This window comes from Burkholderia sp. BE17 (assembly GCF_009362305.1).
Classification (GTDB): domain Bacteria; phylum Pseudomonadota; class Gammaproteobacteria; order Burkholderiales; family Burkholderiaceae; genus Burkholderia; species Burkholderia pyrrocinia_C.
The window spans coordinates 49,390-69,037 of the sequence record NZ_WHNU01000004.1 but is presented as its reverse complement, the minus strand read 5'-3'; the positions used below and the strand labels follow the sequence as shown (position 1 = coordinate 69,037).

The 19,648-nt window shown below is 67.7% G+C and carries 17 protein-coding genes and 1 pseudogene; 3 read left to right on the top strand and 15 right to left on the bottom strand.

The genetic code is table 11. The annotated features are described in order from the left end of the window. Positions 1 to 65: 65 nt before the first annotated feature. From ampC to GD429_RS05665, 3 genes are all read right to left on the bottom strand, one after another. Complete coding sequence (gene ampC / locus GD429_RS05675; protein ID WP_152856057.1) at positions 66 to 1,235, bottom strand: class C beta-lactamase; 1,170 nt, start codon at positions 1,233 to 1,235, stop codon at positions 66 to 68. A gap of 349 nt (positions 1,236 to 1,584) precedes the next feature. Further along, positions 1,585 to 2,397 carry an alpha/beta fold hydrolase gene (locus GD429_RS05670; protein ID WP_152856056.1) on the bottom strand — a complete coding sequence of 271 codons (813 nt, stop codon included), beginning with the start codon at positions 2,395 to 2,397 and terminating at the stop codon, positions 1,585 to 1,587. Between the two features lie 89 nt (positions 2,398 to 2,486). Further along, a complete protein-coding gene (locus GD429_RS05665) occupies positions 2,487 to 2,963 on the bottom strand; it encodes a hypothetical protein (RefSeq protein WP_152856162.1) in 477 nt (158 codons plus the stop codon). 402 nt (positions 2,964 to 3,365) lie between these two features. On the opposite strand from GD429_RS05665, the gene GD429_RS41580 reads away from it, so the two are divergent. After that, positions 3,366 to 3,500: a hypothetical protein gene (locus GD429_RS41580; RefSeq protein WP_006405345.1), complete on the top strand. Its 135-nt coding sequence runs from the start codon at positions 3,366 to 3,368 to the stop codon at positions 3,498 to 3,500. Positions 3,501 to 3,712: 212 nt separating this feature from the next. Here the strand turns inward: GD429_RS41580 and GD429_RS05650 are convergent, their stop codons facing one another. The 8 genes from GD429_RS05650 to GD429_RS05615 form a co-directional block, all read right to left on the bottom strand. Beyond that, complete coding sequence (locus GD429_RS05650; protein ID WP_152856055.1) at positions 3,713 to 4,900, bottom strand: YncE family protein; 1,188 nt, start codon at positions 4,898 to 4,900, stop codon at positions 3,713 to 3,715. Positions 4,901 to 5,022: 122 nt separating this feature from the next. Further along, positions 5,023 to 6,531, bottom strand: a complete 1,509-nt coding sequence (locus GD429_RS05645) for a M81 family metallopeptidase (protein ID WP_152856054.1) — start codon at positions 6,529 to 6,531, stop codon at positions 5,023 to 5,025. Then, on the bottom strand, positions 6,528 to 7,817 hold the full coding sequence (locus GD429_RS05640) for a Zn-dependent hydrolase (protein ID WP_152856053.1): 1,290 nt from the start codon (positions 7,815 to 7,817) through the stop codon (positions 6,528 to 6,530). The genes GD429_RS05645 and GD429_RS05640 overlap by 4 nt, the downstream gene beginning before the upstream one ends. A gap of 34 nt (positions 7,818 to 7,851) precedes the next feature. After that, positions 7,852 to 8,553 (bottom strand): ABC transporter ATP-binding protein, encoded by a 702-nt coding sequence (locus tag GD429_RS05635; protein WP_152856052.1) that lies wholly within the window; start codon positions 8,551 to 8,553, stop codon positions 7,852 to 7,854. Next, on the bottom strand, positions 8,550 to 9,317 hold the full coding sequence (locus tag GD429_RS05630; protein WP_152856051.1) for an ABC transporter ATP-binding protein: 768 nt from the start codon (positions 9,315 to 9,317) through the stop codon (positions 8,550 to 8,552). Before GD429_RS05630 ends, GD429_RS05635 begins: the two co-directional genes overlap by 4 nt. Further along, the gene (locus GD429_RS05625) at positions 9,314 to 10,357 is read right to left on the bottom strand and encodes a branched-chain amino acid ABC transporter permease (RefSeq protein WP_152856050.1); all 1,044 of its coding nucleotides are present in this window, start codon (positions 10,355 to 10,357) and stop codon (positions 9,314 to 9,316) included. The genes GD429_RS05630 and GD429_RS05625 overlap by 4 nt, the downstream gene beginning before the upstream one ends. Continuing rightward, positions 10,354 to 11,214: a branched-chain amino acid ABC transporter permease gene (locus GD429_RS05620; RefSeq protein ID WP_152856049.1), complete on the bottom strand. Its 861-nt coding sequence runs from the start codon at positions 11,212 to 11,214 to the stop codon at positions 10,354 to 10,356. The genes GD429_RS05625 and GD429_RS05620 overlap by 4 nt, the downstream gene beginning before the upstream one ends. Before the next feature lie 69 nt (positions 11,215 to 11,283). Further along, positions 11,284 to 12,492, bottom strand: a complete 1,209-nt coding sequence (locus tag GD429_RS05615; RefSeq protein ID WP_152856048.1) for an ABC transporter substrate-binding protein — start codon at positions 12,490 to 12,492, stop codon at positions 11,284 to 11,286. 227 nt (positions 12,493 to 12,719) lie between these two features. On the opposite strand from GD429_RS05615, the gene GD429_RS05610 reads away from it, so the two are divergent. Next, complete coding sequence (locus GD429_RS05610) at positions 12,720 to 13,574, top strand: FadR/GntR family transcriptional regulator (protein ID WP_152856047.1); 855 nt, start codon at positions 12,720 to 12,722, stop codon at positions 13,572 to 13,574. Between the two features lie 98 nt (positions 13,575 to 13,672). On the opposite strand, the pseudogene GD429_RS40305 reads toward GD429_RS05610, so the two are convergent. The 4 genes and pseudogenes from GD429_RS40305 to GD429_RS05595 all read right to left on the bottom strand — a co-directional run. After that, positions 13,673 to 13,759, bottom strand: a pseudogene (locus GD429_RS40305) (M81 family metallopeptidase); the annotation flags it as partial. After that, entirely contained in the window at positions 13,756 to 15,195 is a 1,440-nt protein-coding gene (locus tag GD429_RS05605) for an aldehyde dehydrogenase family protein (protein ID WP_152856046.1), read from the bottom strand. The pseudogene GD429_RS40305 and the gene GD429_RS05605, both read right to left, overlap by 4 nt. Before the next feature lie 28 nt (positions 15,196 to 15,223). Further along, positions 15,224 to 16,621, bottom strand: a complete 1,398-nt coding sequence (locus GD429_RS05600; RefSeq protein WP_152856045.1) for an aspartate aminotransferase family protein — start codon at positions 16,619 to 16,621, stop codon at positions 15,224 to 15,226. 49 nt (positions 16,622 to 16,670) lie between these two features. Continuing rightward, on the bottom strand, positions 16,671 to 18,062 hold the full coding sequence (locus GD429_RS05595; protein WP_152856044.1) for an APC family permease: 1,392 nt from the start codon (positions 18,060 to 18,062) through the stop codon (positions 16,671 to 16,673). A 252-nt stretch (positions 18,063 to 18,314) separates the two neighbouring features. Between GD429_RS05595 and GD429_RS05590 the strand changes: the two genes are divergently transcribed. After that, a complete protein-coding gene (locus GD429_RS05590; RefSeq protein ID WP_152856043.1) occupies positions 18,315 to 19,409 on the top strand; it encodes an AraC family transcriptional regulator in 1,095 nt (364 codons plus the stop codon). The last annotated feature ends 239 nt before the right edge of the window (positions 19,410 to 19,648 follow it).

The window sequence follows — 19,648 nt, the reverse complement described above, 5'->3', positions numbered from 1 at the left end:
CACGCCGCACACCGGATTGCCTGCCCATCATAAGCATTTCCGCACGGTCGGGCGCGGCGGGAACCTTACCGCCCGCCGTCGAGCGCCCCGAGAATCCGGTACGCGGTCTTCACGCGGTCCTCGATCGGGACGCTGCGGTTCGCGAGCATCACGATCGCGATCCGCTTCGCGGGGACGAACGCGACATACGTGCTGAAACCGTCGGTCGAGCCCGTCTTGTTGATCCACGTGTCGGGTCTCGGCGCCAGCGGCGGCGTGATCGCGCTGGCCGGTGTCGCATTGAACAGCATCTTCGGCGCGTTGCCTTCGAGCAGCGTCGGCAGCGCGACCGGATGCGGATACTGCTCCCAGATCAGGTCCTGCGTCAGCGGCCCCGCGCGGAAATAGCCGGCGTGCGTGCGCTCGATCGCGCGCTGCAGCCGCGGCGCCGTTTCGACCAGCCCCATGTTCGCCTGCACGAAGCGCAGCAGGTCCGCCGCCGTGGTCCGGACGCCGTACGCTTCCTGCCACAGCATGCCGCCCGTCATCCGGATCGGCTTGCCGTCCTTCGTATAGCCCTGCGCATAGTCGGCCTTGCGCGTGTCGGGCACGTTGATATACGTGTGCGTCATCCCGAGCGCGGGAAAGAGCCGCTGCTCCATCAGCACTGCGAAATCGCGGTTCGTCGCCTTCGCGGTGAGCCACCCGAGCATCCCGATCGCGACGTTCGAATACGTGCGGCGCGTGCCGGGCGCATACGCGGGCCGCCACGCGTCGAGATAGCGGATCAGGTCCGCCTCGTCGCGGATGCTGTCCGGCACCTGCAGCGGCATGCCGCCGGGCGTGTGCGTGCCGAGCTCGAGCAGCGTCACGCCGCCGAACGGCTTGCCCTGCAGCGCGGGCAGGTATTTGGCCGCAGGGTCCGCCAGCGACAGCTCGCCGCCCTCCTGCGCATCGGCCGCGAGCGTCGCGGTCAGCGTCTTGCTGACGGAGCCGATTTCGAACAACGTGTCGCCGGTGACGGGCTTGCCGGTTTGCGTCGACATCACGCCATAGTCGAACACGTAGGGCTTGCCGTCGGCGACGATGCCGATCGCCATGCCGGGAATCGCGTACTGCTTCATCAGCGGCGCGACGTGACGGGTCACGGTTTCGTGGATGTCGTTCTGCGTGACTGCGGCCGCGCGGCCGGCCGTGGCGGTGGCGCACGCGGCGACGAACAGGGTCGCGGCGAAGCGGGTCGCGTTGAATCGCATGGTTGCGGTTCCTTTGACTTTGATATCGGATGGTTGCATGAACAACAGATCCGGCCGCGCCGCGCGGAAATCACGGCGGCCGGCCTGTCGAAGCAGAACTATCCGCTACCGGCCGGCCGCCAACAATCGACGATATGTTGCGCGAGCCTAAAGAAAAACTTATGAGATACGCGAAGCGCCGGACTGCAACGCGGCAATCGCGGGTCGTTCAACGGTTTGCGGGGAATACCTAGCGGTTTCAACAGCGTTCGATCCGGCGGCCGAATGGCGCCGCATCGAAATCGATGAAAAAGAGATAAGTCCTGGCAGATCGGCAAACGCCGGCACGCCGCGCGGACCGTGCAAGTGGTCAGCCCGGCAGCCGGTCGAGAAAGGCCAGCATCGCCGCATTGAATCGCGCGGGTCGCTGCAGCGGCGCGAAATGGCTCACGCCGGGCAGGATCGTCAGCGTCGCGCCCGGAATCGTGCGCGCCAGATATGCCGCATGCTCGGGCCGGATGAATTCGTCGTGCTCGCCCTGCACGATCGTCACCGGCACGGCGATCGCCGCGAGATCCTGTGCGCTGTAATCCGGTTGCGTGCGCATCATTTCGCTAACGGCCGCGACGAATGCGTCGAACTGGTCCGGCGTCGCGGACAGTTGCGCGTAGTCCTTGCGGTGCCGCGCGAAGCAGCGGTCGATCAGCGGGCTCGGCTCCATCTCCTTCGTGCCGCCCGGGTCCATGTTGCACGCGAAGAAGAACACGCCGGCGACGCGTTCCGGCGCGCGGGCCGCCAGCACGAGCGCAATGCACGCGCCGTCGCTCCAGCCGACGAAGCGCGCGCGGTCGACGTGCAGCGCGTCCAGGACCGCGAGCACGTCCGACGCCATGCGTTCATAGGAATACGGTTGGTCGTCGCGCGTGCTGCGGCCGTGGCCGCGACTGTCGATCAGGATCGCGCGGTAGCCGGCCGCGAGCAGCGCCGGCACCTGGTTGCCCCAGTTGCCGCCGTGGCCGAGGCCGCCGTGCAGCAGCACGACCGGCGGGCCGTGGCCGAACGACGCGTGCCAGATGCGCGCGCCGTCGTGTTCGAGCCATCCTTCGGCATCGGCCGCCGGCAGCGGCGTGCCGCCGTGCGCGTCGAAACGGACGAGTTCGTCGTCGTCGAGTTCCGCATTCATCGTTCTGCCGTCCTTTCGAGGGAGACGAGCTTGCGATTGTAATGCGTGCGGCCGAAGCGGCCGTGACCGCTTCGCGCAGCCGGAAACCGTCAGGCCTGCGTCGACACCAGCCCGCCCGCCGACGAGCCGCCCGACTTCTCGATCGCCGCCGCGAGCTGCGAGATCGCCGTCGCCAATGCCGCCGAGATCGCGCTGGCTTCCGCGCTCAGCGACTGCTGTTCGACCGCCGCGGCCGGGTCGTCCTTCGCGCGCTGGGCCGCGCTCGCCATCTGCCGCTCGAGCGTTGCGAGCTGCTTCTGCAGCCGCTCGATCAGCGCCTTCAATTGGCCGACCGCCGGGCTCTCCGACGACGCGCCCGATGCGCCGGGCGTTGCGCCGGTGCCGCCGGTCGAACCCTTCGCGCCGGTGGTGCTCGTCGTGCCGGTGGTGCCCGCGGTATCCGTTGCGCCGTCAGCGGATGACGTCGCAGCAGGTGCGGTCGTCGTGGCCGATGCGCCCGGCGTGTTTGCGGTAACGCTGCCGTCCGCCAGCGGAGATCGCGCGGTCGTGGAGAAATCGATCTGCATCGTGTCGGTCCGTGTGTCGGTAATCAAATCGTGACGGGGTGGCATGAAATGCCTTCCAACTCGTTTACGACATTCGTCACACGAAACTTGAGTATCGGGGTCGGACGGATTCCGCGGTAAATCGCAGCATTCAAGTCGCGAAGGGGCCAGATTGGCAGCGAAGCGGCGCTGGTAAAATTCCGGGTTCGCCGGCCGGATTCGCGCGTCGACAGCACCTCACTGCACGATCGCGCGGGCCGCCGGTTTCGACTCCTGCCCTTCCGGGCGCGGCACGTGACGCGTGCCGCGCCCCAGTAGCGGCTTCGCGGGTCGGCCCTCTCCGTTCGCCTGCTTGCACCGCTCGCCGGGTCGAGCGGCGAACGCCTGCAGTACTCACTTCATTACGCATTCGAGGAACACACGATGGCCCGCATCGGCGCCTTCTGCATCACGACGTGGCTTGCCGCCGCGATTCTCTACTTCGGCCAGCATTCCGTCGCGATGATCGCGCTCAGCGGTGTCGTCGTATTCGGCGGGTTCGACCTGCTGCGGCCGTAACGCGCATCGCGACGACGGCGCGCACGCTGCTCGCGCAACATCACGGGCTTGAATTCGGCTCGTTCAGTTCGGAGCTGCACGTCGTCTTCGATCGTGCGACCCACCGCTTGCTGCGTTGCAGCGGCGTCGAAGCGGGTCGCGCATCGACAGGCGCCCGGAAAATCCGGGCGCCACATGAACGCAGGGAGATGAACGAACCGGCGCCTCGCGCGTCAGCGCGGCAACGTCCTCAACGAAGACGGCCCGCCGGTCAGCGCAATACGCTTTCCCGTATCGCGCAGCTTGCCGCCCTCCACCGCATAAAGCGCAAGCTGCCGTTCGACGTTGAACTGCACGATCACGTGCCGGCTATCGGCGGTAAACACGATGCCCTGCGCGGCTTCGCCGCCGGGCAACTCGCTGGTCTTCACAGCCTGCCCGTCGCGGATCTCGAACAGCAGCACTTTGCCGAGCTTGTGGCGACCCGGATTGTCGGGCGTCAGGTTCGAGCCGTCCATCGCCTGCACGGCGATCCATTTCCCGTTCGGCGAAATCGCGACGCCTTCCGGCAGCGACGGCACCGTCAGGTACTGGACCGTCCGGAACGGCACGCGCGACACGTCGATCAGCGCGACCGTATCGGCGTCGCCCGCGAGCGTGCCCGCATAACCCGGCAGCCCCGCGAGCCCGACGTTGCTGACGACCGCCCAGCGGTTGTCGCTCGACACGTCGATCGTGTAAGGCGCGACGCCCGTGCTCAGGCGCGTGCCGCTGTCGCTCACCTTGCCGTCGTCGACGTTCAGCACCGCGACACCCTGCTCGTCGCGCAGCGACACGAGCGCATGCTTGCCGTCGTGCGTGAAGCTGATCCCCGCGAGCCGCTTCTTGCCGATCTTCAGGTTGCCGTCGAGCGTCGCTTGCGTGCCGTCGATGCGCAGGATCGATACGCTGCCGTCGACGTTCGCGACGAGCGCGAGCCGGCCCGAACGGTCGATCGCGATCCCTTGCGGATGCGTGCCGAGCTCGATGCGCGTGATCGCGGGCGGTGCGGCGTCGAGATTCACGACCTGCAGGAACGTGTCGAACACGAGCTGCTTCGCGGCCGTGTCGTAGCGCGTCGGTGCGCCGACCAACGCGAGCTTCGCGTCGGGCGTGATCGCGACGGCCTGCGGCGGCCCCTGGATGCCGTTCTCGACGTCGACCTGCAGCGCGACCTTCGGCGGGAACGTGCTGGCGTCGAGCAGCGTCAGCGTGTCGGCGGGCGGCGAGGCGAGGAAGGTGTCGCGGCCCTCGACGCGCTGGTACTTGCCGTCGTTGCCGGACACGATCCAGTCGGCGGCATGCACGGCGACGGCCGTCGTGGCGAGGGTCAGCGCGGCGAGCAGGCGCGCGCTGCGCAGGCGGAAAGGATTCGAATGCATGGCGGTCGGTTCTCCGGATCGGTTGCGGACGCAATGAATTGCACGACCCTGCTGCTCGACGGGCCGCTGCCATCGCATGATGCCCGAAAGCGTGCAAATCCGGCGTCTCGCGCCCCGCTCCGTCAGGCCGCCGGTGACGCGCCCGGCTCCCACCGAGCGACGTCATCGAGCGGATACACGGGCCGCGCAAGCCGCTCGTAGCGAAACAGCCCGTAGTCCGAGCCCGTCACGCCGCGGCTGTCGCATTCGACCAGCGCGGCCGCGATCGGCACGAACACCGGCCGGCAATACATCCGCGATTTCAGCAGCAGGAAGCGCGCGCGGCGCGGATCGACGCCGACGCTCTCGAACACGCCGAGATCCCACGGCTCCTGCGTGCGCTCGGTGACGACGAGCGTCGCCGCGCCGATGTCGAGCACGGCCGTGCGGCCCATGTACGCGCGCTGGCCCGTGTATGTCGGCCCCGTGATCACGTATTCGCCGTCGGTAAGCGCGCGCACGACGCCCGTCGCGCGAAACGGCTCGCGCCGCACGCCGCCGTGCGACGGCAGCCGGTTGCCGACCGGCACCGTGACGGTCGCGCCGACACCCGCGTCGATCAGCGCCGCGACGGCCTCCGGATCGCATAGCGGCCCGCTGACGATGCCGTCGAGCCCCTGCGCGAGCGCTTCTTCGAGCAGGTCCATCGTGTCGCACGGGCCGCCCGACATACAGTTGTCGCCGTGATCGAGCATCAGCACCGGGCGGTCCGCGCCGCGCGCGAGCGCCGCGGCCTGCGCGACCGATTCCGCGAGCGGCGCGCTGCGGTACACGAACTCGTCGCGTGCGTCCCAAATCTGCCGCGCGATACGTTCGGCGACGGCATCGGCCGCCGCGCGGTCACCGTCGCCGACCACGACGACACTGATGCACGGCGCGGGAATGTCCGCGAGCGAGAAACCCGAAAGCACCGACACGGCGAGCACGCCGCCGACCTCTGCCTCGGCCGCGCGCGCGGCCTCCACCGCGCGCCGCATCGCGCCTTCGGCGCTCGCGCTGCGCAGCGTCGACGTCATCAGCGGCGGTTGCCGCCATGCAAGCACCGGCCGTGCGCGGCCGTGAAGCCGGTCGAGCAGCACGCGCGCGGCATGCTCGCCGGTCTCATACATGTCGACATGCGGATAAGTCTTGAAGCTGACGATCACGTCCGCGTGGTCGATCATCTTCTGCGTGACGTTCGCGTGCAGGTCGAGCGCGACCGCGATCGGCGCGTCGGGCAGCGCCGCGCGCACGCGCGCGAGCAGGTCGCCCTCGCCGTCCGCGCTCTGCTCGGCGACCATCGCGCCGTGCAGGTCGAGCATCACCGCGTCGCAGCCGGACGCGGCCGCGACGATCGCATCGCAGATCGTCGCATACGCATCGGCCGCGACGGGCCCGCTCGGGTTCGCGGCCGCCGACACCGGCGTCACGATTTCAGCGCCTTCACGCGCGGCCGCATCGATGAACGCGGCCATCGCGGTGCGCATCCCGTGGTTCGCGCGATACGCGTCGTCGCCCCAGTCGGGGCCGTTGCGGCCGAACGCGGCGAGCGGCGTCGGCACCGGCGAGAACGTGTTGGTCTCGTGGTTCATCCGGGCGATCAGGATCTTCATCGCGCGTCACCTTCCACGATCCCGGCAACGCCCAGCATCGCCTGCAGCAGCACGTTGCAGCCGGCTTCCAGATGCGCCGGATCAGCGTCCTCGATCTCGTTGTGGCTGATCCCGTCCTTGCACGGCACGAAGATCATCGCGGTCGGCGCAACGCGCGCGAGATACACGGCGTCGTGGCCCGCGCCGCTGATCACGTTCATCGACGACAGCCCGAGCGCGCCCGCGCCGGCACGAACCTGCTCGACCAGCGTCGTGTCGAACGGTTGCGGCGGGAAGGACACGACCTGCTCGACGTCGATCCGCATGTCGGCCGATGCGCCCAGGTCGGCGCACGTCGCGCGCAGTTGCGCATCCATCGCCGCCAGCGTCGCGTCGTCGGCCGCGCGCAGGTCGACGGTCAGCGTCACGCGGCCCGGAATCACGTTGCGCGAATTCGGGTGCACGTCGACCCAGCCGACCGTGCCGCGTCCGTGCGGCGGATGCGCGCACGCGATGCCGTTCACCGCGCGCACGAGATCGGCCGCAACCAGCAGCGCGTCGCGTCGCAACGCCATCGGCGTCGGGCCGGCGTGCGCCTCCATCCCGTGTACGGTCACGTCATACCAGCGCTGCCCGAGCGCGCCCTCGACCACGCCGATCGTCGTATCGTGCGCCTCCAGCACCGGCCCCTGCTCGATATGCGCTTCGAAATACGCACCGACCGGATGCGCGTCGCGCCCATCGTCCGCATCGCCCGCATAACCGATCGCGCCCAGCGCGTCGCGCACCGACACGCCGTCGCGGTCGCACTGCGCGAGCGCATGGTCGAGCGTAAACGCACCCGCGAACACGCCGGAGCCCATCATCACGGGCACGAAGCGCGAGCCTTCCTCGTTGGTCCAAACGGCGACCTCGAGCGGCGCACGCGTACGCACGCCCGCGTCGTCGAGTGTGCGCAGCACTTCGAGGCCCGCGAGCACGCCGTAGTTGCCGTCGAACTTGCCGCCGGTCGGCTGCGTGTCGATATGGCTGCCCGTCGTCACCGCCGGCAGGTCGTCGCGTGCGCCAGCACGCCGCGCGAAGATGTTGCCGATCGCATCGACACGCACCGTGCAGCCGGTTTCCTTCGCCCATGCGACGAACAGGTCACGCGCGTCGCGATCGAGTTCGGTGAGTGCGAGGCGGCACACGCCCCCTTTGTCGGTCGCGCCGATCCGCGCGAGACGCATCAGGCTGTCCCACAGCCGCGCGCCGTCGACGCGCAAGCCGGACGCCGCGACGGCCGGTGTCGAATCCTGAACTTGCATCGATGGAATTCCTCGCAATGAAAGGGCACGGCGCTTACGCGACGCCGACGCCCAGGTAACGGTCCTTCACCTCGTGATCGGCGGCGAACGCCGCGTTGCTGCCTTCGTAGACGATCACGCCCTGTTCGATCACGAAGTGGCGGTCCGCAAGCTGCGTGCACACTTCGAGGTTCTGTTCGACCAGCAGGATCGCGACGCCGGCCGCCTTGATCCGCTTCAACTGCTCGACGATCTCCTCGACGATCACCGGTGCGAGCCCTTCGACGGGCTCGTCGAGCATCAGCAGCCGCGGGTGGTTCGTCAGCGCGCGGCCGATCGCGAGCATCTGCTGCTCGCCGCCCGACAGCTGCGCGCCGCCGTTGCGGCGGCGCTCCTTCAGGCGCGGAAAGATCCGGTAGATGTCATCGAGCTGCCACGGCGAATCGCGGCGCGCGCCGAGCCGCAGGTTTTCCTCGACCGACAGCAGCCGGAAAATCCCGCGATGCTCGGGCACGAAGCACAGCCCGCGCGCGGCGATCCGGTGCGCGGGCTGCCCGGCGATCGGCCGGCCCGCGAACGTCACCGCGCCGCCGGTCGGCGCGACGACGCCCGCGATCGTCTTGAGCGTCGTCGACTTTCCCGCGCCGTTGCGGCCGAGCAGCGTCACCGTCTCGCCTTCGTTCACGTTCAGCGTAATGCCCTGCAGCACGTGGCTCTTGCCGTAGCACGCATGGACCTCCTTCACGTCGAGCATCATGCGCGGCCTCCCGTGATCATGTTGCCGAGATACGCACTGCGCACGCGCTCGTCGCCGCGAATCGCGTCGGGTTTGCCCTCGACCAGCACGCGGCCCTGCTGCATCACCGTGATCGTGTCCGAGATGTCCATCACGATTCCCATGTTGTGTTCGATCAGCACGACCGTGTAGTCGTCGCGCAGGCCGCGGATCAGCGCCTTCATGTCGCCGAGATCGTCGATCCCCATGCCCGACGTCGGCTCGTCGAGAAAGATCGCGCGCGGCCGTGCCGCCAGCGCCATCCCGACCTCGAGCCGGCGCTGCTGGCCGTGCGACAGCACGCCGGCCGCCGTGTCGACGAAGCGCTGCAGGCCGAGCCGCTCGAGCACGTCGTCGACGATGCCGCCGTGCGCGAGCGCACCGCGCGGCGGCGTCCACGGATTCAGCGCGCGCCGCGATTCGACGCCCTGTGCGGCAACCCGCAGGTTCTCGCGCACGCTCAGGTTCGGAAACAAGCTCGTCACCTGGAACGAGCGTGCGATGCCGCGCCGCACGCGCTTGTGATCGGGTTCGCGCGACACGTCGTGACCGTCGAACAGGATCGAGCCCGACGTGATCGGCAGCGTGCCCGTCAACGTATGGAACAGCGTCGTCTTGCCCGCACCGTTCGGGCCGATCACCGAATGCACGGTGCGCGGCATGATCCGCAGATCGACGCCGCCGAGCGCCGTGAACTTGCCGTAGCGCTTGACGATGCCGCGCGCCTCGAGAATCGCTTCGCTCATTGCTGCTCCCTGGCGTCAGTCGCCGTGCCTTCGGTGCGCCGCAGCTTCGCCGCGACGCGTTCGCCCAGCCCCCACAAGCCGCGCTGCATGAACAGGCTGACCGCGATCAGCACGAGGCCGAGCAGCAGCAGCCAGCGCGGCCACAGCGTCGACAGCCAGTCCGCGAACAGCACGTAGAACGCCGCGCCGAGTACCGACGCGAACAGGTTGCCCGTGCCGCCGATCACCGTCATCACGAGGATCATCTCGCTCGTGTGATAGTCGATGTTCGACAGCGGCGCGATGCCCGTCATCAACGCGTGCAGCGCACCCGCGAGGCCCGTGACCGCACCCGAGATCACGAACGCCGCGAGCTTGAAGCGCTTCACGTCGTAGCCGGCTGCCGCCGCGCGCGCCTCGTTGTCGCGGATCGCGAGCAGCGTACGGCCGAACACCGAGCGCGACACGCGCAGCAGCAGCCAGAACACCGCGACGAACAGCACCGCGACGAAGCCGTAGTAGCGCCACGGCGAATCGAGCGAGACGAACGGATGCCCGAACGCGGCGAGCGCGGGGCGCGGGATGTCGAGCAGCCCGTTGTCGCCGCCCGTGACGTCCGGCGTCGTATAGGCGAGAAAGTAGAACAGCTGCCCGAACGCGAGCGTCAGCATCACGAAATAAGTGCCGCGCTGCCGGATCGAGAACCAGCCGACGAGCGCGGCCGCGACGGCGCCGAGCACGGCGGCCGACAGCAGCGCGACGCTCACCGACGCGACGCCGCGCGTCAGCACGAGCCCCGCCGCATAGCTGCCGAGCCCGAAGAAGATGCCCTGCCCGAACGACAACAGCCCCGTGTAGCCGAGCAGGAGGTTGCAGCCGAGCGCGGCGAGCGCGAACACCAGCACCTCGGTGGCGAGCGAGCCCGAGCTCAGCACGACCGGTAGCACGCACACGACGGCCACCGCGAGCCAACCCTCCGGTCGTTGCAACGCAGCGCGCCATGCCGGCGCGCGCTGCGAGGCTGCCGCCCCCGACGGCAGCGGTTTCGACGATTCGATCATGCGGCCCTCCCCAGCAACCCGTTCGGACGCAGCAGCAGCACGGCCGCCATCGCGACGTAGATCATCAATCGCGCGCCTTCCGGCCACAGCGTGCTCATCAGGCTCTGCACGATGCCGACCAGCATCCCGCCGACGAGCGCGCCGAGAAAATTCCCCATCCCGCCGACGACGACCACGACGAACGCGACGCCGAGCGCCTCGATGCCCATGAACGGATCGACGCCGCGGATCGGCGCGGCGAGCACGCCCGCGAGCGCCGCCGTCGCCGCGCCGAGCGCGAACACGAGGCTGAACACGCGCGTCACGTTGATGCCGAGCAGCGAGACCATCTCCGTCGATTCGCTGCCCGCGCGCACCGTGCTGCCGAGCCGCGTGCCTTCGAGCACCCACCACAGCAAGGCGGCGAGCACGGCCGTGAAGCCGATCACGAACAGCCGGTATTTCGGGTAGACGAAGCCGCCCCAGATCACGACGCCGTTCAGCGCGTCGGGCGGCGGCACGTTGTCGCCGAGCGGGCCCCATGCGAGGATCGCGCACTCCTGCAGCACGAGCGCGAGCCCGACCGTCGCCAGGATGTGGAATTCATGCTGCTGCGCATACACATGACGCAGCACGAGCTTCTCGACGATCCATGCGAACGCACCGACGACGAGCGGCACGACCGCGAGCGCGACCCAGAAATTCGCCGACCATTGCAGCGCCTGGTAGCAGAGATACGCACCGAGCAGGTAGAACGCACCGTGAGCGAAATTCACGAAGCGCAGCAGGCCGAACACGATCGACAGGCCGACGGCGAGCAGGAAATACAGCATCCCCACGCCGATGCCGTTGACGATCTGCAGCAGATAGACGTTCATGGCTTCCGTGTCGGAAAGGAAGGTAACGGACGTCCGCGGCGCACGACGGCCGCGGACGCATGCACGGCGTCACGCGAGCTTGCAACCCGTCTTGTCGACCGGCAGGAACGACTGGCCCGAGCTGACGATGTCGGCATAGTCGTCCGCGCTCTTCATCCGGCCCTTCGGCTTGCCCTTAAGCAGGTAGTAGTTCTTCAGCACCTGGTGGTCGGCCTTGCGGATTTCCTCCGGGCCCGTGAGGCCGTCGTACTTCATGCCCTCCATCGCCGCGACGACCTTCTTCGGATCGGCGCTGCCGGCCTTCACCATCGCGTCGAGCAGGATCTTCGAGCAGATGTACGAACCCGCGAGGCTGTAGTTCGGGTTCGCCTTGAACACGGCGTTCGTGCGCTTCACCAGGTCGCGGTTCAGCGGCGAATCGATGCCGTGCCAGTACTGCGCGCCGAAATACACGCCGTCGCAGATGTCGGGCCCGAGCGCCTCGAACTGCTCGAGGCCCGATGCCCACGCGAGCAGGATCGTGCAGTTGCGCTTCATCCCGAAACTGACGGCCTGGCGCAGCGTGTCCGAAGACTGCGAGCCGAAGTTCAGGATCAGCAGCACGTCCGGCTGCGCGGCCGCCGCGTTCGTCAGGTAGCCGCTGAACTCCTTCTCGGCGAGCGAGTGGTAGCTGTTGCCGACATGCTCGATACCCTTCTCCTTGAAGATCGCTTTCGCGGCCGACAGCAGGCCGTCGCCGAACACGTATTGCGGCGTGATCGTGTACCAGCGCTTCGCCTTCGGCACCATCTGGATCAACGGGCGCACCGTCTGCTCGATCGCGCCGAAGGTCGGCACCGACCAGCGGAACGTCGCGGCATTGCAATCCTTGCCGGTGATTTCGTCCGCGCCGGCCGTCGTGATGAACACGCCGTCCGCCTTCTGGACTTCCTTGCCCATCGCCAGCGATTCGGACGACAGGATGCCGCCCGCGAAGAAGCGCACGCCCTTCTGCTGCGCGATCTCCTGCACGCGCCGCACGGCGGTCGCGGGCTTGCCCTCGGTGTCGAGCGCCGTATAGGCAAGCGGCGCGCCGAGCACCTTGCCGTATTGCTTGACGGCGAGCTGCATGCCGAGATCGGCGTACTTGCCGTTGGCGGCGAACGGCCCCGACATCGGCACCGGGCACGCAAGCTGGATGGTCGAACCCTGCGCGAACGCGGCACGGGACGACATGCTGCCGAGCGCACCCGGCACGGCCGACAGTGCGGCCAGTTTCAACAGTTCTCGGCGATTCAAGTTGACGCTCCTGATAAAGGGGACACACGCGATGCGACCGACTGCCAAACCGTGCCCACGCCCTGCAGGATGCGCGCCGCCGGTTGATCCTATTTATCATGATAAATAGAATGAACCTGATGCTAGAGTTGATCAAAATTGGTGTCAATCAGGCAAAATTCCGTACCCTGCGCGGAACGGATCGTCGACGATGACGCAGCGCGCAGTCAGACAAAGGAGTCGTGAAGATGGTCATGGACCGAGCCAGGGCGGGCCTCGCGGTCGAAATCAAGCAGCCGAAGCGGGCCGACCTCGTCGCCGAGGAGATCAAGCGGCTGATCACCGAGAAGGACCTGAAGCCGGGCGACCGCCTGCCGCGCGAAGCCGAGCTGCAGCAGCTCTACGCTGTCAGCAAGAGCACGATCCGCGAGGCGCTGAAGTCGCTCGAGGTGCAGGGGCTCATCAAGGTCACGACCGGGCCGTCGGGTGGCGGGATGGTCGTCGAGGTGCCGCTCGACCGCACGCTGCAGCTCCTGCAGAACTACCTGTTCTTCAAGGACGTGACGATCGACGACATCTATACGGTGCGAAAGCTGCTCGAACCCGAACTGGCGGCGGGCGCCGTGCCGCACCTGACCGAGCGTGACTTCGCGGCGCTGGAGGCGAACATCGCGTGTTGCGACGGCGCGTCGGGCGTGCACGACCGCGGCCACATGCTGCGCCAGCGGCAGGAGGACACAACGTTCCACGACATCCTCGCGGCCGCGAACCCGAACCCTTTCCTGCGATTCAGCTGCGAGCTGATCAACGAGATGATCCGGCAGCTGATCGAGTTCCGGAACGATACGCCGCTCGTCGAGCACAAGCGCTTCGGCGAAGCGAACGTGTCGATCCACAAGGCGATCCTGCAGGCCGCACGCGAGCGCGATGCCGAGCGCGTCCGTGCGCTGATGGTCGAGCACATGACCGAGGCGCCCAAGCATGTGAAGCGGATGAAAGGCAAGCTGCGCGGGCGTCTGATCCTCGACTCCGAGATCCGCAGGCGGGCCGCCGCTCACGTTGCGGGATCCGATGCGGCCGCAACGGATCCCGAAGAGGGCTGAGCGTCTGCAAACGCGGCGTCGACGCGAGGCCGGCTGCTTCGCGGCGGCCTGAACCGCTACCGCGCGATGAATGCCGATGACGCTTCGCTTCTTGCCGTGCCGTTACGGCCGAACGCCGCGAGCGGCGTCGGCACCGGCTGGAACGTGTTCGTCTCGTGATGCACCCGCGGGATCGTGATCTTCATCGCGCGCCGCCTTCCGTGTACCCCGTCGTGCCCTTCGTCTCCAGATACTCGACGAGGCCGAACTCCGCATACTCGCGCCCGTTGCCCGAGCGCTTGTAGCCGCCGAACGGCGCGGCCGGGTTCCACGCCGGGTAGTTGATGTGGACGTTGCCGACCCGCAGCCGTGCGGCGATCCGGCGCGCGCGTTCGAGATCCTTCGACTGCACGTAGGCCGCGAGCCCGTACACCGAATCGTTCGCGAGCGCGACCGCCTCGTCCTCGGTCCGGTAGGTCATGATCGACAGCACCGGCCCGAAGATTTCCTCGGTCGCGATCGTCATGCCCGGCGTGACGTTCGAGAACACCGTCGGCCGCACGTAGAAGCCGTCGCCGAGCCCGTCCGGCCGCCCGGGGCCGCCGGCGACGAGCGTCGCGCCCTCTTCGATCCCGAGCCGGATGAAGTGCTGGATACGGTCGAACTGCGTGCGGCTGACCACCGGTCCGATGCCCGTTTCCGCCGAACGCGGATCGCCGACGACGGTGCGTTCCGCCTCGCGGCGCGCGGCCCGCTCGGCCAGCGCCAGATGATCGGCATGCACGAGCATCCGCGTCGGCGCATTGCACGACTGGCCGCTGTTGCTGAAGCAGCTGCGCACGCCGCGCGTAACCGCATCCTCGATATCGGCGTCGGGCAGGATCAGGTTCGGGCTCTTGCTGCCGAGCTCCTGGTGCACGCGCTTCACGGAATCGGCTGCCGCCTTCGCGACCTCGACGCCCGCGCGCGTCGAACCCGTGAACGACACCATGTCGACATCCGGGTGCCGCGACAGCGCATCGCCCACTTCATGCCCGTAGCCGTGCACGAGGTTGAACACGCCGGGCGGCACGCCGGCTTCGTGCAGGATCTCGGCGAACAGGATCGCGCTGAACGGCGCGATCTCGCTCGGCTTGAGCACCATCGTGCAGCCGGCCGCGAGCGCCGGCGCAACCTTGCACACGATCTGGTTGATCGGCCAGTTCCACGGCGTGATCAGCGCGCATACGCCAATCGGCTCGTGCGACACCAGCAGCGAATCGGTCTGCGTGCTGAAGCGGAACGACTGCAGCGCGCGGATCGTCTGTTCGAGGTGCGCGGTGCCGACCGCGGCCTGCATCGCACGCGCGAATGCGATCGGCGCGCCCATCTCCTGGCTGATCGTTTGCGCGACCTCTTCGTAGCGGCGCCGATAGATGTCGAGCACGCGCTGCAGCAGCGCGACGCGCTCGTCCACCGACCAGCGCGAGTACGCGTCGAAGGCCTGCTTCGCCGCACCGACCGCGCGGTCGACGTCGGCCGCGCCGCCGATCCTGAGTTGCGCATACGGCCGCGCGGTAGCCGGGTCGATCACGTCGATCGACCGTGCATCGGCCGGATCGAGCCACTGGCCGCCGATATAGGACTGTTGTGACGTTCGCATCGAATGCTCCTGTTATGAGGATGTCGGTTCAGCGCATCGCACGCGCACAGGTGTCGACGAGGATGTCGCGGATTTGCGCGACGAACCACACGATCTCGTCGCGCGACATCACGAGCGGTGGCGAGAACTGCACGATCGGCGTGCCTTCATGATCGACACCCGCGCGGCACAGCAGCCCCGCGTCGAAAATCGCGGGCGCGAGCAGCGTCGACACGAACGCCTGCGCGCCGATATCGGCCGACCAGCGGCGCGCGGCCTTGTCGGTCACGAGTTCGAGCGAGTAGTGGTAGCCGTCGCCGCGCACGTCGCCGACGCACGGCAGTTCGAGCAGGCCGTCGAGCGTCCGGCGGAACACCGCTTCGTTGTCGCGGACGTTCGCGAGCACGCCTTCGCGTTCCATGATCGCGAGGTTCGCGAGCGCGGCCGTGCATGCGACCGGATGGCCGCCGTATGTCGCGCCGTGCAGGAACATCTGCTGCGGGCCATCGAGCACGGTGTCGACGACCGCGTCGCTCGCGATCACGCCGCCGAGCGGCACGTATCCCGACGCAATGCCTTTCGCGAACGTGATGATGTCCGGCTTCAGCCCGTAGCGCGCCGACCCGAAATATTCGCCGAGCCGCCCGAACCCGCAGATCACTTCATCCGCGACGAGCAGCACGCCGTGCCGGTCGCAGATGTCGCGCAGCCCGGCCGCGTAGCCGGCCGGCGGCGTCAGGCTGCCGCCCGCGTTCTGCAGCGGCTCGACGACGATCGCGGCGACCGTGTCCGGCCCTTCCTGCACGATCAGCGATTCGATCTCGTCGAGCAGGTGACGCGTGAACTGCGCTTCCGTCTCGCCCGCCGGGCGGCCGTAGCGCTTCGTGTTACCCACATGCCGCACGCCCGACATCAGCGGCTCGAAATGCTTGCGGAAGTTCGTCATCCCGTTCAGCGCAAGTGCACCGAACGACGTGCCGTGATACGCGACGCGCCGCGCGATGAACTTGCGCCGCTGCGGCTCCCCGCGCGACTGGTGATACTGGCGCACCAGCTTGATCGCCGATTCGTTCGACTCCGACCCGCTCGACGTGAAGAACACGCGGTTCAGGCCGTCCGGCGCGAGCGCCGCGAGCTTGTGCGCGAGCCGGATCGCCGGTTCGTGGCCATAACCCCAGTTGGTTGCGAACGGCAGCCGGACCATCTGCTCGCGAATCGCGTCGCCGATCTCCGCGCCGTGGCTATAGCCGACCTGCACGCAGTACAGCCCGGCCAGCGCATCGAAGTAGCGCTTGCCGTTGCGGTCGACGAGCCAGCAGCCTTCGCCGCGGTCGAACACGGTCAGCGCGTGGTCGCGATACGCATCGGCATGCGTGAAGTGCATCAGCAGGTGGCGCTTGCCGAGCGCCTGCAGGTCCGCATCGAGATTGACGTCAACGGCGTTCATGGATCACTCCTCCTTCAGGGTTTCAAAACTGGCATTGCGCGACCGGTCGTCAATTCATCGACAGCGTCGGCGCCGGGCGCGTGAAGCCGCGCGTCAGCCACACGAGCTGGCAGAGTCCGAGCACGAGCCAGCCGATGCCGACGTAGAACGTCTGGCGCGACAGCCCCGACCAGAGCCACACGTTCATCGCGAAGCCGATCGCCGGCATCGCGCCGAACGTGATCCAGCCCGCGGCATGGCGGTGCTCGGGCCGGCACAGATAGCTGCGCATCACGCACAGGTTCACGATCGCGAATGCGACGAGCGCACCGAAACTGATCATGGTCGACGCGAGATCGAGCGAGATGAACAGCGCCGACAGCGACACGACGCCGACCGCGAGCGTCGCGCGCACCGGCGTGTGCAGCCGCGCATGCAGGTGGCCGAACACGCGCTCGGGCAGCACCCGGTCGCGGCCCATCGCGAACAGCACGCGCGTCACGCTCGCCTGCCCGGCCATCGCACTTGCGAAGCAGCCGGCCACGTAGACCGCGACGAACAGCGCCGACAGCGTGCCGCCGCCGATGCGCCGCATCAGTTCGAGGGCGGCCGAATCGAGATCCTTGAACGCGCGCCAGTCGGGGAACACCACTTGCCCGATGTACGCGATCAGCATGAACAGCAGGCCGCTCGTCAGCGTGCAGAGCAGGATCGCGCGCGGGACCGTGCGGCGCGGCTCGCGCGTTTCCTCGGACAGCGTGGTGACCGCATCGAAGCCGAGGAACGACAGGCACAGGATCGCGGACCCGGCGAAGATCGCGCGCGCGTCGCCCGACGACGGCAACGCGACGGCCATCGACAATCCTTCGCCGCTCGCGACCCGCGCCGATGCGGCGACGAAGATCGCGATGAACACGAGCTGGCTCGCGATCAGGATCAGGTTCACGCGGTTGACGAGCCGGATGCCGACGATGTTCAGCCCGGTGACCAGCGCGATGCTCGCGACGATCCACACGCCGGCCGGCACGGCCGGGAATAGCTGCTTCATGTAGATGCCGATCGCGAGGTAGCTGATCATCGGGATGAACAGGTAGTCCATCAGCAGCGCCCAGCCGACCATGAAACCGGCCGACGTGCCGAAGTTGCGGCTCGCGAACGTATATGCGGACCCGGCGCTCGGCATCAGCCGCGCCATGTGGCCGTAGCTGCGCGCGGTGAACAGCATCGCGACCAGCGTGAGCGCATACGCGGCCGTCAGATGCCCGTTCGTCTCGCTCGTGACGATCCCGTAGGTCGTGAACACCGTCATCGGCAGCATGTACGCGAGGCCGAAGATCACCAGCGTGAACAGTCCGAGCGGATGCGCGTTGCGTCGTCCGGTTGCGTCGCATCGACGCGCGCGCGGCTCCGAGTCGTTCGTCGAAACGACCGATGCGGATCGGCCTGGCCAGTCGTTGCTCATGCTGTCCTCGCGTGGATTTCGTTCATGACGTCAACACCCGTTTCGTCGGCAACGCGTGCATTGCGCGATTCGGAAATGAGTGTGGTGCGCCAAAAAATCGACGACGAATGAGAAAAGCGGACGTAATCGAGGGATATTTACGGACAGGTCGCCGCGCATCGCGCCGGCGAGTCTTGAATGGTGCTGTGCCGCACTGGCGTTTTGCGGACATTCCGGCTATGTTCTACGCGATCCCATCGCCGCATCCGCACCATGGACAGCCGCTCCCATCGAAACCAGAGCAGGGCCGAGCGCAGCCTGCGCTCGTCGCTCGGCCTCGCGCGTCCGGCCGGACGCCAGGAAGACATTCCCGCCACCGTCCACGCGATTGCGGTCGCGCTGGACGAGTGCCGCGTGCGGCATATCGACGGCGCCGCGCTGCTCGAAGGCACGGGGCTCGGTGCGGGCGAAGTCGCATCGCCGAACCTGCACGTGAATCGCGGCCAGGAGCAGCGCTGCTTCCGCAACCTGCTGCGCTGCAGCGGCGTGCCGTCGATCGGGTTGTCGATCGGCGCGCCGCTGCACGTGTCGACGCTCGGCCTCGCCGGCTACGCGATGCTGATCAGCGGCTCCGTGATGCAGGCGTTCCGGTGCATGAGCCAGTTTCCGCTGTTCATGGGGCTGTATTTCGATGTGCGTATCGATGCGCACGCGGAAGGCATGAGCGTGACGATCGGCCGCTACAACGGCGAACCCGACCTCGAGGTGTTTCAGGTCGACATGTGCCTGTCCAGCCTGCGTTTGATCGTGTCCGATCTCGTCGGCAAGCCGGTCTGGCCCGAGCAGCTGCAGCTCGCGCGCCGCACGCCGCGCAATGCGGCCGACTATGCGCGCCACTTCGGCTGCAAGGTCGGGTTCAATGCGGGCGACAATCGTCTCGTGTTCACGTCCGTGAACGGCACGGAAACGCCTCGCCTCGCGAACGAAGTCAGCTTCAACGCGCTGCACTACCAGTGCGAGGCGCTCGAACGTCAGTGGGCTGCGTCGGTCGGTACGCGCTTCGCCGATCGCGCGAAGGAGCTGATGGCGCGCGACCTGTCGCGCTTCAAGTCGATGACGTCGCTCGCGGATGCGCTGCACCTGACGGAGCGCACGCTGCGCAGGCGGCTCGACAAGGACGGCATCACGTTTCAGTCGCTGCTCGATGAAGTGCGCCACGACGAAGCGGTGCGGATGCTCGACGACCACACGCTGACGGTCGCGGCGATCGCGGAACGTCTCGGCTACAGCGAGCCGCGCAGCTTCCGTCATGCGTACCGGCGCTGGACCGGCAAGACGCCGCGCGCCGAGCCGGACGCCGACGCGTGAATCGGGCCGGTCAAGGCTTCATTGCCGGCATCAGGACTCTTTGCACAGGTAATTCATGACCAGCATCTGAATGGAGTCGTGCTCGACATGTCGGTCAATCGACAACCGGGTAACGCGTATAGATCACACATCGAAAAACCCGAAACCCGGAATGAAAATCGCAATGAATCGACTCGCGTAGAATGCCCGCAACAATCGATCCGAACGCGGCCACGCTCCGATTCCGCTCGCACCGGCGC

What these genes read in the sequence shown, in the direction of transcription:
- ampC (WP_152856057.1), bottom strand. Translation starts at nt 1,235, where the DNA reads ATGCGATTCAACGCGACCCGCTTCGCCGCGACCCTGTTCGTCGCCGCG.
- GD429_RS05670 (WP_152856056.1), bottom strand. Translation starts at nt 2,397, where the DNA reads ATGAATGCGGAACTCGACGACGACGAACTCGTCCGTTTCGACGCGCAC.
- GD429_RS05665 (WP_152856162.1), bottom strand. Translation starts at nt 2,963, where the DNA reads ATGCAGATCGATTTCTCCACGACCGCGCGATCTCCGCTGGCGGACGGC.
- GD429_RS41580 (WP_006405345.1), top strand. Translation starts at nt 3,366, where the DNA reads ATGGCCCGCATCGGCGCCTTCTGCATCACGACGTGGCTTGCCGCCGCG.
- GD429_RS05650 (WP_152856055.1), bottom strand. Translation starts at nt 4,900, where the DNA reads ATGCATTCGAATCCTTTCCGCCTGCGCAGCGCGCGCCTGCTCGCCGCG.
- GD429_RS05645 (WP_152856054.1), bottom strand. Translation starts at nt 6,531, where the DNA reads ATGAAGATCCTGATCGCCCGGATGAACCACGAGACCAACACGTTCTCG.
- GD429_RS05640 (WP_152856053.1), bottom strand. Translation starts at nt 7,817, where the DNA reads ATGCAAGTTCAGGATTCGACACCGGCCGTCGCGGCGTCCGGCTTGCGC.
- GD429_RS05635 (WP_152856052.1), bottom strand. Translation starts at nt 8,553, where the DNA reads ATGATGCTCGACGTGAAGGAGGTCCATGCGTGCTACGGCAAGAGCCAC.
- GD429_RS05630 (WP_152856051.1), bottom strand. Translation starts at nt 9,317, where the DNA reads ATGAGCGAAGCGATTCTCGAGGCGCGCGGCATCGTCAAGCGCTACGGC.
- GD429_RS05625 (WP_152856050.1), bottom strand. Translation starts at nt 10,357, where the DNA reads ATGATCGAATCGTCGAAACCGCTGCCGTCGGGGGCGGCAGCCTCGCAG.
- GD429_RS05620 (WP_152856049.1), bottom strand. Translation starts at nt 11,214, where the DNA reads ATGAACGTCTATCTGCTGCAGATCGTCAACGGCATCGGCGTGGGGATG.
- GD429_RS05610 (WP_152856047.1), top strand. Translation starts at nt 12,720, where the DNA reads ATGGTCATGGACCGAGCCAGGGCGGGCCTCGCGGTCGAAATCAAGCAG.
- GD429_RS05605 (WP_152856046.1), bottom strand. Translation starts at nt 15,195, where the DNA reads ATGCGAACGTCACAACAGTCCTATATCGGCGGCCAGTGGCTCGATCCG.
- GD429_RS05600 (WP_152856045.1), bottom strand. Translation starts at nt 16,621, where the DNA reads ATGAACGCCGTTGACGTCAATCTCGATGCGGACCTGCAGGCGCTCGGC.
- GD429_RS05595 (WP_152856044.1), bottom strand. Translation starts at nt 18,062, where the DNA reads ATGAGCAACGACTGGCCAGGCCGATCCGCATCGGTCGTTTCGACGAAC.
- GD429_RS05590 (WP_152856043.1), top strand. Translation starts at nt 18,315, where the DNA reads ATGGACAGCCGCTCCCATCGAAACCAGAGCAGGGCCGAGCGCAGCCTG.